Below are 13,095 nucleotides of genomic sequence, written 5' to 3'. Positions count from 1 at the left end.
GCGGACCATGCTGCCTTCGCGCCGGCGGAGAGACGTGCCTGAGCCTTCCCCGAGCGATGGGCATCACGTTGTCGTTATCGGGGCGGGCTTCGCCGGGCTTTCGCTTGCCCAAACGCTAGGCAGCACGCCGTTTCGCGTCACCCTGGTGGACCGCCGCAACTACCACCTCTTCCAACCGCTCCTCTATCAGGTCGCGACCGCGGTGCTGACCCCGGGTGAGATCGCGGAGCCGGTTCGGCGCATCATGAAGAGGCACCCGAATGTCCACGTCCTGCTCGGCGAGCTCGACGGGATTGATCCGCAGCGGCGGGAGGTCAGGATCGATGGCGACATCCTGCCCTATGACACGCTCGTGCTCGCGACCGGCGCGACCCACAGCTATTTCGGGCATCCGGAATGGGAGCCCTTCGCGCCCGGCCTGAAGACCTTGGAGGATGCGCGCCAGATCCGCGCCAAGGTGCTGCTGGCGTTCGAGCGCGCCGAGAGGGAGCCGGATCCCGCCGAGCGCGAGCGCCTGATGACCTTTGCGGTGATCGGCGGCGGTCCGACCGGGGTCGAGATGGCCGGCGCGATCGCGGGCCTTGCGCGGCAGTCGCTGGCGCGGGACTTCCGCACCATCGACCCGGCAGCCGCCCGCATTCTCCTGATCGAGGCGGCGCCGCGCATCCTGGGCCCCTTTCCGGAAGATCTCTCGGCCTATGCGGAGCGGGCCCTGCAACACCTGGGGGTCACGATCCTGACGGGGCGGCCGGTCGAGGCTATCGACGAGAACGGCATCACCCTTGGCGGCGAGCGCATTGCAACCGCAACGGTGATCTGGGCCGCAGGAGTGGCGGCATCTCCCGTCGGTGCCATGCTGGGCGTCGGCACCGACAGGGCCGGGCGCGTCCGCGTCGGCCCCGACCTGTCCGTGCCGGGCCTCGACGGCGTCTACGTGCTCGGAGACCTCGCTCTCGCACATGACGAGAAAGGCCGGCCGCTGCCAGGCCTCGCACAGGTCGCGCACCAGGAGGGCATCTACCTGGGGAAGGCGCTGAAAGCGCGCATCCTGCGCGGCGAAGCCCCAGCGCCGTTCCGGTTCCGCAGCCGCGGAAACCTGGCGGTGATCGGCCGCAACGAAGCGGTGGTCCATTGGGAGACGTTCAAGCTGAAGGGCTTTGCGGCCTGGCTCGTCTGGGGCATCGCGCATGTTTACCTGCTGGTCGGCTTCCAGAACCGCCTCTTGGTGAGCTTGCGCTGGCTGTGGTCCTACCTGACCCACCAATACGGTTCCCGGATCATCGACGAGGATACGTTCAGGCGCTGCCCGGGGCCCACGAAAACCAGCGTCGCCTTTAGGGCATCTCAAGTCGGCGGCCGGCGGGATCGTGCTAAAGGCCATCAGGGTCAAGGTTCGGTCCCGGATCCATTCCGGCCAGCCGAACGTTCCCGACACGGTGAGCAGGGCGAGGTTTGAGCATGGGGTGGTCGATCCCCGTCGGAACGGTGAAGGGCACGGTCGTCCGCATTCACTTCACGTTTCTTCTCTTTCTCGTCTGGATTGCCGTGTCGCACTATGCCGGCGGCGGGCGCGACGCCGCCCTTGAGGGCACCATCTTCGTCATCCTGCTGTTCCTGTGTGTGCTGCTGCACGAGTTCGGCCATGTCTTCGCCGCCAGGCGCTACGGCGTGCAGACGCCGGACATCACGCTCCTGCCGATCGGTGGCGTCGCAAGGCTCGAGCGGATCCCCGAGGAGCCTTCGCAGGAGTTGATCATCGCCCTGGCGGGCCCCGCCGTGAACGTGGTGATCGCCGCCATTTTACTCGTCGCGCTCGGCGGCTTCCTGCCTCCCGAGAGTGTGGATGTGCAGAACCCCGGAACCAGCATGCTGGCGCGCCTTGCGACGGTGAACGTGTTCCTGGTGGTGTTCAACATGATCCCGGCCTTCCCCATGGATGGCGGCCGGGTGCTGCGCGCCCTCCTCGCCTCGCGCTACGGCTACCAGCGCGGCACGCAGATCGCCGCAACGGTCGGCCAGGTCCTTGCCTTCGGCCTGGGCCTCCTCGGCCTCATGGGCAACCCGGTTCTCGTCTTCATCGCGATCTTCGTCTATCTCGGCGCGGCCGGCGAGGCTCACGCGGTCCAGATGCGCCAAGCCTCCCGCGGCATGCTGGCCGCGGACGCGATGATCACGCGGTTCGAGAGCCTGCGGCCGGGCAGCACGGTCGAGGATGCGGTGCAATGCCTGATCCACACGACCCAGCACGATTTCCCGATCGTGGACGGGGCCGGAATCCTGCGGGGCGTGCTGACCCGCGACGACATGATCCGCGCCCTGCGCGACCAGGGCCCTACCACGTCGGTCATGGCGGTGATGCGCGGCGACATCCCCGTCATCCATCAGCGCCAGCCGCTGGAGAAGGCGCTGCAGCTGATGCAGGAAAGCCAGGTCCCGGCGATCGGCGTCACCGACGGCGCCTCCCGCCTCGTCGGCCTGATCACGCCCGAGAACGTCGGCGAGATGATGATGGTGCTGGCCGCAAGCCCTCCCCGCCCGAAACCGATGCCGTGGCAGCGAGCGTCGCAGACGGATCGGATGGAGTAGTCGGCCCCGAACGGAAAGAGCCCGGCTTGGGCAGCCGGGCTCGGTGTCTTCATCGATCGGTATGCGCCCGTCAGGCCGCTTTGACCCCAGCGAGGAAATTCGCGACCTCCTGGCCGAGATCCTCGGAATGGCGGGCGAGCTCCTGCGCCGCGCCAAGCACTTGGCCGGCCGCACTGCCCGTCTCGCCGGCACCCTGGCGAACCACGCCGATGTTGCCCGTCACCGCTTCCGTGCCGCGGGCGGCTTCCTGCACGTTGCGCGAGATCTCCTGCGTGGCCGCCCCCTGCTCTTCCATCGCGGCCGCGATGGTGGTGGAGATCTGCGACATCTCGGAGATGGTCTGCGCGATCTCGTGGATCGCCCCGACGACCTCCTGGGTCGCCTGCTGCACGCCGGCGATCTGGGCCGAGATCTCGTCCGTAGCCCTCGAGGTCTGGCTCGCAAGCTCCTTCACCTCCGACGCCACGACCGCGAAGCCGCGACCGGCTTCACCGGCCCGCGCCGCCTCGATGGTGGCGTTGAGCGCCAGAAGGTTGGTCTGCCCGGCGATGTTGTTGATGAGCTGGACGACGTTGCCGATCTTCTCGGCGGTCTCGGCGAGCGTCTGAACGGTGAGATTCGTGCGTTGCGCACCCTGCACGGCGCGGTCGGCGACCTGCGACGACTGCATCACCTGGGTGGCGATCTCGCGGATGGAGATCGACAACTCCTCGGTGGCGGCCGCGACCGTCTGCACGTTGGAGGAGGTCTGCTCGGCCGCGGATGCGACGTTGACGGATTGACGCGTGGTCTGATCCGCGATCGCCGTCATCCCCTGTGCGGTAGCCTCCATCTCGGTGGCCGCGGAGGACAAGCCCTGGGTTAGCGCCGAGACGTTGGCCTCGAAGCGCTTGGTGAGTTCGTCGAGAACCTGTGCGCGACGCATCTTGGCGTCGGCCTCGAGAGCTGCGGCTTCGTCGGCGTCGCGCTTGGCGATGAGCGCCTCCTTGAACACCTGGACCGCGTCCGCAATGGCGCCGATCTCGTTTCGCTCGCCGCGGTGCGGCACATGGGCCGCGAGGTCGCCAGCCGCGAGAGCCCGCATCGGCGCCACGACCGACGCGATGCCGCCGGATACGGAGCGGATGATCAGGAAGGCGAGCATCGCAACGAACAGCGCCGCGGCGCCCAGCGCCGCGACGACGAAGATCTGGGTCTGCTGGTATTCCGCCTGTGCCTTGGCGGCTGCCTCGTCCGCCTTCTGCTGGTTGAGGTCGACCAGCATCCCGAGCACCTGCTGCGCCTTCTGCAGCGGTTGGAAGGCCGTGCTGTTGAAGTGGTCGCGAGCCTGCGAGGTCTCGCTGCGCCGCGAGTGGTCGAGCACAACGTTCGCTTCGCGCTCATAGATGGCCCAGGACTTGCTGAACTCGTCGTAGAGCACCCGCTCCTCATCCGTCGAGATCAAAGCCTCGTAGGCCGTGCGCGCCTCCTTGAGATCCTTCAGACGGGTCTGGATGGTACCCTCAGTCTCGATCACCACGTCCTCGTCAGTCGCGAGCACGTTGCGCAGCAGCGAGCCCCGAAGATCGGACGCCAGGGTGTTCAGGGCGCTGGACCACCGCACGCCGGGCAGCGCATCCCCGTTGATGTCGACGAGGAGGTTGTTCATCGTGCGTAGGCCGTTGAGCCCGAGAAGGCCGGTCGCCACGGTGAGGATCATCAGCGCCGAGAAGGCGCCGATCAGCTTTGCCTTGATGGAGAGTTTTCGCAGAGACAGCATTGTTCTTCTTCTCGCCCGTCGCAGGGCTGGGTCATGATCGTGCGGAGGACACGAATATATTCAGGGACGCGGCACTATGCTGTTCAGGGCTTAATGAGGCCTTACCCGAATTGTGAAAAGACACGCGTCACGTGCATGGTTTTTGCTGCTGCATCTCACGCATTCCGAATGACACTGTATGACAGACCGCACGCCGAGGGATCGTCGCGCAGCTGATGGGAGGACAGGTCTCTAACTACGAGAGCATTAGTTATATCGTACCAATCACGCCCGATATCCTGCCTCCAGCCATGCGCGGCAAACATGCTCTGCTGGCAGTCCGCCGGTTTGTGACGGCGAAGCTGAAACGAGCACCGTTCCACGGCGTTGACGGGTCAGCCCTGGTCTGCTCCCAGCCGAGGATCGGGGACATGCACATAGCCACAATCCAGAACGTCAGGGGACAATCATGGCGGACAAGCGCCCGACTCTCACCACCCGGCAAGGCCATCCGGTCTCCGACAACCAGAGCCTTCGCAGCGTCGGCGAGCGCGGACCGGCGACACTCGAGAACTACCAGTTCATCGAGAAGATCACGCATTTCGACCGCGAGCGCATCCCGGAGCGCGTGGTGCACGCGCGCGGCACCGGCGCCCACGGCTATTTCGAGGCCTATGGCAAGATCGGTGACGAGCCGGCCTCCAAGTACACCCGCGCCAAGGTGCTGACGCAGACGGGCGTGCGCACGCCCGTTTTCCTGCGCTTCTCCACGGTGATCGGCTCGAAGGACTCGCCCGAAACTGCCCGCGATCCGCGCGGCTTCGCCATCAAGTTCAAGACGGTGGACGGCAATTGGGATCTCGTCGGCAACAACCTGAAGGTCTTCTTCATCCGCGACGCGATCAAGTTCCCGGACATGATCCACGCCTTCAAGCCAGACCCGGTCTCGAACCGGCAGGAGGCTTGGCGCTTCTACGACTTCGTGATGCACCACCCGGAATCGCTGCACATGGTGACCTGGGTGAAGAGCCCCTGGGGCATCCCGGCCGATTACCGGCACATGCAGGGCTCCAGCGTGAACACCTACAAGCTCGTCAACGATCAGGGCGAGGCGGTGCTGGTGAAGTTCTCCTTCGAGCCGAAGCTGGGCGTGAAGAACCTCACCAGCGAGCAGGCGGCCGAGATCCAGGGCCGGGACGTCGGTCATGCGACCCGCGATCTCTACGACGCGATCGAGCGCGGCGATTATCCCGAGTGGGAGATGTGCGTGCAGATCATGTCGGACGACGACCACCCGGAACTCGACTTCGATCCGCTCGACGACACGAAGCGCTGGCCGGAAGACCAGTTCCCGCTCCTTCCGGTCGGGCGCCTGGTTCTCGACCGCAACCCGGACAACTTCTTCGCGGAGACGGAGCAATCGGCCTTCGGCACCGGCGTGCTCATCGACGGCATCGACTTCTCGGATGACAAGATGCTGCAGGGCCGCACCCTGTCCTACTCCGACACGCAGCGCTACCGCGTCGGCCCCAACTACTTGCAGCTCCCCGTCAACGCACCGCAGGAGCAGGCCCGCGCATACACCAACCAGCGCGATGGGCAGATGGCCTACTATGTCGACCGCGCCCAGGACCAGAGCAAGCACGTGAACTACGAGCCGAGCTCGATGGGCGGCCTCGTCGAGGCGCCGAAGCCCGCCAAGCAGTACCACCAGTGGGTCGAGGGCCATCTCGGCCGCTACCAGACCACCCGCACGGCCGACGACTACAGGCAGGCCGGCGACCGCTACCGCACCTTCGAGGATTGGGAGCGAGACGACCTGATCAACAACCTCGTGGCCGACATGAAGGACTGCCCGGAGCACATCGCGCTCCGCATGGTCTGGCACTTCTGGCACTGCGATGAGGATTACGGCCGCCGCGTCGCTGAAGGTGCGGGGATCGACCTGAAGAAGGCGCTCGCTCTGCCCCCTCTCGAAGGCAAGCCTGCTCCCGGTGAGAACCGGCCCGGCAGCACCTATACCAGCGGCAAGCGCGAGGAGCCCGCACGGCGCACCGAAGCTGCCGAGTAGAGCCTGACGCCTGAAGGTGAAACGAAACGAGCCGGGCTCGCCCCGGCTCGTTTTGCTGCTCGGCCTCTGTCACGCATAACCCAGCCCCAGGGCCGTCGCAGGACCGTCGATCCCGCTATTTCTTCGCGCAGATCGCGCGTGCGAACATCCCGCTCGCATTGTCGCTGGTCGAGAAGCAGTAGATCCCGACCTCATCCATATCGAGACGGTCGCCGCGGGCGCACGTGCCGTTCACCGGATACTCGTCGTCCTCGCAGCGGGCGACACATCGTCCTTGCGCCTCGCAGCGCTGCACCAGAACCCGCAGGATCGTTCCGGCAGGTCCGGGCCGTCCTTCCGGCCCTGCCGCACCCGGTGGACCGGGCGGACCGGCTGGGCCTGCTTCGCCGACGGGCCCGGGCGGTCCCGGGGGACCCGGAGGCCCCATGGATCCTGCCATGCCGGCCTGACCGTCAGCTCCCGCCGGGCCGGCCGGACCGGCCGGCCCGGGAGGCCCGGCAAGCCCGGCTTCGCCGCGCGGCCCCGGGGCGCCTTGCGGCCCCTGCGGGCCTTGATGTCCGGCAATTCCCTGCGGCCCCTGCGGACCAGGAGGCCCGGGCGGGCCTTCCGGCCCCGTATCTCCCTTCGGGCCGGGCGGGCCGGCAGGTCCCGGCTGACCACCGGCAACCCCCAGGCCCGCCTCGCCGGCGGGTCCGGGCGGGCCGGGAGGACCGGGAGGACCGGGCGGCCCTGCAGGCCCCTGAGGACCCGGCGTACCGTCGCGGCCGGCGACACCCTGCGGTCCAGGAGGGCCTTCGGGCCCCTGCGGGCCGGGTGGGCCGGCCTGCCCCTGCGGACCTTCCGGGCCGGTAGGCCCTGCGGGACCAGGTGGGCCACCGGGCCCCTGGGGACCCGGATCGCCCTTTGGCCCAGGAGGACCCGTCGGCCCGGCAGGCCCCTCGACGGGTGCCGGCTGCACGGCGGCCGTGTCGCTGCGCGCCTCCGGGCCACGCTGGCCGCAGAAGCCGACCACCGCCTCGCGCTGCTCGTCGTCCGCCTGAAGCGCGACGATGCAGTCGTCAGGGTGGTAGGCGAGGCGGAAGGCAAAGCGGCCATTGGCATCGCTTCGCACCTGATGGGTCTGATCGAGAGTGATGGTGGTCTGCCGTGGGCGGCTCAGGCGCCCGATGACGCGCAGCTCGCCACCCGTGATCATAGCCTGGTCGACGATGATGTCGGCGTAGGCGGGCGTGAACCCCAACGCGACCACGGATCCCACCAGAAGGCGCTTCATCATCATGCCCCTCGCACAAGCTCCGCATCAGCGTCTCTCCCCCGTGCGAGGGCGTCAATTAACTCAGAAGGCTAGAAGGACGGAGCTACCACGAAGGATCCGGACGATGTCCGAAAGGCGCGTTTGCCACGCCTTTCACGGCGACAGGGATCAACCTTCGAGCATCCCGCCGAGGAATGCGCTCAGGCAGTCGCCGATGACGGAGATCTGGTAGCCACCCTCCTGCACGACCAGCGTCGGCAATCCCGCGGAGCGGATGAGCCTGCCGATTTCGCGAAAGGCAGGTGTCGTCACGTCGAGTAGACCGATGGGATCCGCGCGGTGGCTGTCGTAGCCCAGCGCCACCACAAGGACCTCCGCGCCGAAAGCCTGGACTTCCCGCAGGCCGCGCTCGACGGCTGCGAACATGACCGCGTCCTGCGATTTCGGCGCGAGCGGAATGTTGAGGTTGTATCCCTCTCCTTCCCCGTATCCGCGTTCATGCGCATATCCGGTGAAGAACGGGTAGTATTCGTTCGGGTCCACATGCACCGAGACGGTGAGAACGTCGGGGCGGCGATAGAAGATCTCCTGCGTGCCGTCGCCGTGGTGAGCATCCACGTCGAGCACGGCCACGCGGGCGAAGCGCGTGCGCAGGTGCTGCGCCGCGATGGCGGTGTTGTTGAGATAGCAGAAGCCGTTCGCCTGGTCGGCGCGGGCGTGATGGCCGGAAGGACGGCACAGCGCATAGGCTTCCCCTGCCCCGCTCAGGATCGCCTCGGCGGCCGCCATGGCGGTGTGGGTGGACTTCAGGGATGAGAGCCATGTCTGCGGCCCGAGCGGAACCGAGAGGCCGCCGAGATAGTAGCCGGCCTGCGCGACGACCGATTGCGATGGGCAAGACGGACGGTGATCCCAGTCGGGGCGACCGCTCCAGTAGGGCGAGACATTGGGCAGAACCTCGATGCCGGCGCCGGGAATGCGCTGCCATCGCTCATAGGCCCCGGCGAGGAAATCGAGGTACGGCTTTGTGTGAACGGTCAGCGCGGGCGCCATGCCATAATCGGCTGGCTCCTCGGGCGTCAGGCCGCGGGACGACAGTGCCGCGAGCAGTGCATCCACACGCGCCGGGCGGTCCTGCGGATCGACGATCCTGCCGACGCGCATGAACTGCTGCGGATCGTGCAGATGCTGGTCGGCGTGGAAGAATGCGCGCATCGGAGATGGCTCCCGGTCAGTAGTATCGAGGGACGTTATTGATGAAGAGGCCGCGCGGAGGCCGCGCGGGTGAGCAGGTCGTCCATGACGGACAGGAACAGATCGGCGTTCTCCCGCGAGAATGCCAAGGGAGGACGGATCTTCAGGATGTTGGCGTCGGGTCCCGTCGCGCTGATGAGGATCCGCCGTTCGCGCAGATCGTTCACGAGGCGCGCCGTCTCCTCCGTCGCGGGCTCCTTCGTGAGCGGATCCCGCACGAGCTCGACGCCGATGAAGAGACCCGCACCACGGACATCGCCGATGACCGAATGGCGCTGCGCCAGCGCACGCAGTCCCGTGCGAAGATGGTCGCCGACGCGCCGCGCATTCTCCACGAGTCCTTCGCCTTCGATCACCTCCAGCACGGCCATGCCGACAGCGGCCGAGACCGGGTTGCCCGCGAAGGTGTTGAAGTAGCGTGTGCGCTGCCCGAACTCGGCCAGCACCTCGGGCCGCGCCACCATTCCGGCGACGGGATGGCCGTTGCCCATCGGCTTGCCGAGGGTGACGATGTCCGGCACGAGGCCATGGCGGGCGAACCCCCACATTGCATCCCCCGTGCGGCCGAAGCCCGGCTGCACCTCGTCGGCGATGAAGAGGCCGCCGGCCTGGCGGATGGCTGCGACGGCCGGAGCAAGGAAACCCGCCGGATCGGCATAGACGCCGTCGCTCGAAAAGATCGTGTCGACGAGGAGCGCCGCGGGCCTGATCCCGTTCGCCGTCATGTCGTCGATCGCCGCGCGCACATGTGCCGCGAAAGCCTCGCCCACATCCCGGGCGTCGCCGCGATACCCATCCGGCGCTGGCACGGTGCGGACGTGCGTGCCGAGCTGCATTCCCCGTCCCAGCGAGGGCGACAGCTCCGCCGTGACGGTCGTGGTGCCGTGATAGGCGAGCTGTGTGACGATCACGCCCGTCCCCCCCGTATGAGCCTTCGCGACCCGGAGAGCGAGATCGTTCGCCTCGCTTCCGGTGCAGGTGAACATCACATGCGCGAGCTCGGACGGGAAATGCCCGAGGAGCCTCTCGGCATAATCGAGGATCGTCTCGTGCAGGTAGCGCGTGTGGGTGTTGAGAGTCCCGGCCTGCCGGGACAGGGCCGCCGTCACGTGCGGATGGCAATGCCCGACCGACGCGACGTTGTTGTACATGTCGAGATAGGCCTGCCCCTCCGGGTCGTAGAGCCAGACGCCCTCCCCCCGCACCACATGAACCGGGTTGGCATAGAACAGGCGATAGGCCGGCCCGAGCAGGTGCTGGCGCCGTGCGATCATGTCCCGTTCGCATTGGGCGAGGTCTGATTCACTGGCCGCGCTGTAGGCGTTGATCATGGACATAACCGTCACGCTCCTTGGCAGGCTTGGCGCAGATAGGTTTGGGCTTCGTCCCGCGAGAGCTGCGCAAGACTTTCGAGGCCGGCCCAGGCCCTCGGGGCATTGCGCAGGATGTAGTCCCGGTTCTCGGGATAGCGCGAGGCGCGCCAGTTGCTGATCGCTACGGTCAAGACCATGCGGGTCGCGATGAGGTCGAACAGGATGTCGATCTCCTCAGGCTCCAGCGGGAGCACGGCATGGAACCCGGAGACCATGTGGCCCGGCCCTTCGAGAGGATGGCCAACCTCGGTCATCTGGTAGGCGGCCGCGACCGCGAGATCGCAGACGAGCGGCGCGTGGACCGCGTCGCCGAAATCGATGATGCCCGAAATCTCGTCCGGCGCATCCGGAAAGACCAGCACGTTGTGCGGGTTCAGGTCGTTGTGGATGATCTGCGCGCGCAGGCCCGGCATCAGCGGCAGGGCGTGGCTCTCGAAGGCGTCGAGAAAGCGGGTCGCCAGCGCGCGCCGCGCCTCGTCGGCGATATGCACGAGCAGGCCGCGCGCACGGCTGGCGTGCTGGAGGTCCCACATCAGCTCATGGCCTGAGCCCGGATGCGTGAAGCCCTGAAGGGCAAGGTCCAGCCGCGCCAGGCATGCGCCGAGATTGCGCCGCTGCGCGCTGCTGTGCGGCGCGCGGTGAAGCGGCTCTCCCTGAAGATAGGTGAGGATGCGCACGATGCGGGGCTCCGCGCCGGATCGTGCCAGCAGCGCCTCCGCCCTGCCCTCGCGGGTCCTGATCACGCGCGGCACCGGAAGCGTTCCGTCGCGGTCTTCGACGTGCAGCAGTGCCTGGGTCTGAAAATGGGTGACCTGCACGTCTTCGGCCGGGTTGCTCACCTTCAGGACGTAATGTCGCTCATCTTGTGTTCGGAGGTGAAAATTCCGGTCCCGTTCACCCTTGAGCTCGCTCGCGACCGCATCGAGGCCATAGAGATCGGCGGCAATTTGCTCGGCCTCCTGCGCGGAGAGGTCCGGCACGGCAGTGGCGAGCGAAACATTGATATCCTGTTGCAGTGTCATCGGCCTGAGGAGCGTCGTTGTTCGCCTCACCCTAGCCGATCGATCCTGCGCTGTCCGCCCCCTTGGTCGCATCGCTGTCGCCGAGACCGGGAGCCGGCCCTATCTTCCAGTCCTGCGGGTTCCGCAACTCCGCGGGATGAGCTAACCAGAAACGGTACGCGCGCTGGTGCGGCGCGCCCGGAGGATCACGCCAGATCATGAACGAGCATCTGTCTTTCTATATCGACGGCAAGTGGGTGACGCCTGAGGGCCGCCAGACCCTCGACGTCATCAACCCAGCCACGGAGGAGCCCTTTGCCCGCATCGCGCTGGGAACCAAGTCCGATGCGGACAATGCGGTGGCCGCCGCCAAGCGCGCCTTCCCATCCTATTCCCGCGCGACCCGCCAGGAACGGCTCGATCTCCTCAACGCCGTGATCGAGGTCTACCGCAAGCGCCACGACGACCTTGCAGAGGCGATCTCGCAGGAGATGGGCGCCCCCATGACCCTGGCCAAGCAGGCCCAGGCCGCCGCGGGTCTCGGTCATCTCACCCGGGTGGTGGAGGTGCTCAAGACCTACGAGTTCGAGGGGGCGATCAACAACACCCTCGTGGTGCGCGAGCCGATCGGCGTCGTAGGCCTCATCACCCCCTGGAACTGGCCCCTGAATCAGATCGCCTGCAAGGTCGGTCCGGCACTCGCCGCGGGCTGCACCATGGTGCTGAAGCCCAGCGAGATTTCGCCGATCTCAGCCCTCGTCTTTACCGAGATCATGCACGAGGCCGGCGTGCCCGCGGGCGTCTACAACCTCGTCAACGGCGACGGCCCGACGGTCGGAGAGGCCATCTCCCGCCATCCGGACATCGACATGGTGTCGTTCACCGGCTCGACCCGCGCCGGAATCCTGGTCGCCAAGGCGGCCGCCGACACGGTCAAGCGGGTGCACCAGGAACTCGGCGGCAAGTCGCCCAACATCATCCTGGACGACGCGGATCTCGAGGCGGCGATCACCCACGGAGCCCGGGGCTGCTTCAACAACAGCGGCCAATCGTGCAATGCTCCCACCCGCCTGCTCGTGCCGCGCAATCGGCAGGAGGAGGTGGCGGCGATTGCCCGCCGCATCGCCGAAGCCACCGTCGTGGGCGATCCGCGCTCGGCCGATACCACCATCGGGCCCGTGGTGAGCGAGGTGCAGTTCAACCGCATCCAGGACCTGATCACAGCCGGAATCAAGGAAGGCGCCACCCTCGTGACCGGCGGCCTTGGCCGGCCCGAGGGCCTGAATCGCGGCTTCTACGTGCGCCCGACGGTGTTCGCGGACGTGACGAACGACATGCGCATCGCCCGCGAGGAGATCTTCGGGCCGGTGCTGTCGATCCTGCCGTACGGCTCGGAGGAGGAGGCGATCGCGATCGCCAACGATACGGTCTACGGCCTGTCGAGCTACGTCACCTCGGGCGACCCGGAGCGGGCTCGCCGGATCGCCCGGCAGATCCGCGCCGGCATGGTGCACATCAATGGCTCGCGCGGCGACAACGCGGCGCCGTTCGGCGGCTACAAGCAGTCCGGCAACGGCCGCGAATGGGGTCGCTACGGCTTCGAGGACTATCTCGAGGTCAAGTCCATGTTCGGGTACCTGAACGCCGGAAAGGCGGCCTGACCGGGAACGCGCCGCAGTCGGCTTCTTCGGAGGCCGGCTGCGGCAGTTTTCCGCAAACCTCCATAAGTCCCATTCGCTACCCATTTGGGAGCATGCAAAACCGTTTCGACTTCCCATACCTTCCTTTGGGCCGCATGCCCTAACGTCGCCTCCACT

9 protein-coding genes are annotated in these 13,095 nt (G+C 67.0%); 4 read left to right on the top strand and 5 right to left on the bottom strand.

The features are described from left to right. Positions 1-34: 34 nt before the first annotated feature. Together DES45_RS16730 and DES45_RS16725 are read left to right on the top strand one after the other, a co-directional pair. Positions 35-1,456, top strand: coding sequence for an NAD(P)/FAD-dependent oxidoreductase (locus DES45_RS16730; protein ID WP_245571753.1), 1,422 nt, complete (start codon positions 35-37; stop codon positions 1,454-1,456). A gap of 2 nt (positions 1,457-1,458) precedes the next feature. Beyond that, complete coding sequence (locus tag DES45_RS16725) at positions 1,459-2,586, top strand: site-2 protease family protein (RefSeq protein WP_114771157.1); 1,128 nt, start codon at positions 1,459-1,461, stop codon at positions 2,584-2,586. A gap of 70 nt (positions 2,587-2,656) precedes the next feature. Here the strand turns inward: DES45_RS16725 and DES45_RS16720 are convergent, their stop codons facing one another. After that, on the bottom strand, positions 2,657-4,345 hold the full coding sequence (locus DES45_RS16720) for a methyl-accepting chemotaxis protein (protein ID WP_114771156.1): 1,689 nt from the start codon (positions 4,343-4,345) through the stop codon (positions 2,657-2,659). A 448-nt stretch (positions 4,346-4,793) separates the two neighbouring features. Between DES45_RS16720 and DES45_RS16715 the strand changes: the two genes are divergently transcribed. Next, positions 4,794-6,395, top strand: a complete 1,602-nt coding sequence (locus DES45_RS16715; RefSeq protein ID WP_114771155.1) for a catalase — start codon at positions 4,794-4,796, stop codon at positions 6,393-6,395. 115 nt (positions 6,396-6,510) lie between these two features. On the opposite strand, the gene DES45_RS26125 is transcribed toward DES45_RS16715, so the two are convergent. From DES45_RS26125 to DES45_RS16695, 4 genes are all read right to left on the bottom strand, one after another. Beyond that, positions 6,511-7,674, bottom strand: coding sequence for a hypothetical protein (locus tag DES45_RS26125; RefSeq protein WP_281024094.1), 1,164 nt, complete (start codon positions 7,672-7,674; stop codon positions 6,511-6,513). 144 nt (positions 7,675-7,818) lie between these two features. Then, entirely contained in the window at positions 7,819-8,865 is a 1,047-nt protein-coding gene (locus DES45_RS16705) for a histone deacetylase family protein (protein ID WP_114771153.1), read from the bottom strand. A gap of 35 nt (positions 8,866-8,900) precedes the next feature. Further along, the gene (locus DES45_RS16700) at positions 8,901-10,241 is read right to left on the bottom strand and encodes an aspartate aminotransferase family protein (protein WP_114771152.1); all 1,341 of its coding nucleotides are present in this window, start codon (positions 10,239-10,241) and stop codon (positions 8,901-8,903) included. Between the two features lie 5 nt (positions 10,242-10,246). Next, on the bottom strand, positions 10,247-11,299 hold the full coding sequence (locus DES45_RS16695; RefSeq protein ID WP_114771151.1) for a phosphotransferase: 1,053 nt from the start codon (positions 11,297-11,299) through the stop codon (positions 10,247-10,249). 197 nt (positions 11,300-11,496) lie between these two features. On the opposite strand from DES45_RS16695, the gene DES45_RS16690 reads away from it, so the two are divergent. Continuing rightward, the gene (locus DES45_RS16690; RefSeq protein ID WP_114771150.1) at positions 11,497-12,939 is read left to right on the top strand and encodes an aldehyde dehydrogenase family protein; all 1,443 of its coding nucleotides are present in this window, start codon (positions 11,497-11,499) and stop codon (positions 12,937-12,939) included. The last annotated feature ends 156 nt before the right edge of the window (positions 12,940-13,095 follow it).

The sequence above is a fragment of the Microvirga subterranea genome (assembly GCF_003350535.1).
Lineage (GTDB): Bacteria > Pseudomonadota > Alphaproteobacteria > Rhizobiales > Beijerinckiaceae > Microvirga > Microvirga subterranea.
This window is presented reverse-complemented; position numbering and strand designations above follow the sequence as displayed.

Excerpts from the sequence above, each read along its gene's own strand:
- DES45_RS16725 (WP_114771157.1), top strand. The coding sequence starts at position 1,459 with ATGGGGTGGTCGATCCCCGTCGGAACGGTGAAGGGCACGGTCGTCCGC.
- DES45_RS16720 (WP_114771156.1), bottom strand. The coding sequence starts at position 4,345 with ATGCTGTCTCTGCGAAAACTCTCCATCAAGGCAAAGCTGATCGGCGCC.
- DES45_RS16715 (WP_114771155.1), top strand. The coding sequence starts at position 4,794 with ATGGCGGACAAGCGCCCGACTCTCACCACCCGGCAAGGCCATCCGGTC.
- DES45_RS26125 (WP_281024094.1), bottom strand. The coding sequence starts at position 7,674 with ATGATGATGAAGCGCCTTCTGGTGGGATCCGTGGTCGCGTTGGGGTTC.
- DES45_RS16705 (WP_114771153.1), bottom strand. The coding sequence starts at position 8,865 with ATGCGCGCATTCTTCCACGCCGACCAGCATCTGCACGATCCGCAGCAG.
- DES45_RS16700 (WP_114771152.1), bottom strand. The coding sequence starts at position 10,241 with ATGTCCATGATCAACGCCTACAGCGCGGCCAGTGAATCAGACCTCGCC.
- DES45_RS16695 (WP_114771151.1), bottom strand. The coding sequence starts at position 11,299 with ATGACACTGCAACAGGATATCAATGTTTCGCTCGCCACTGCCGTGCCG.
- DES45_RS16690 (WP_114771150.1), top strand. The coding sequence starts at position 11,497 with ATGAACGAGCATCTGTCTTTCTATATCGACGGCAAGTGGGTGACGCCT.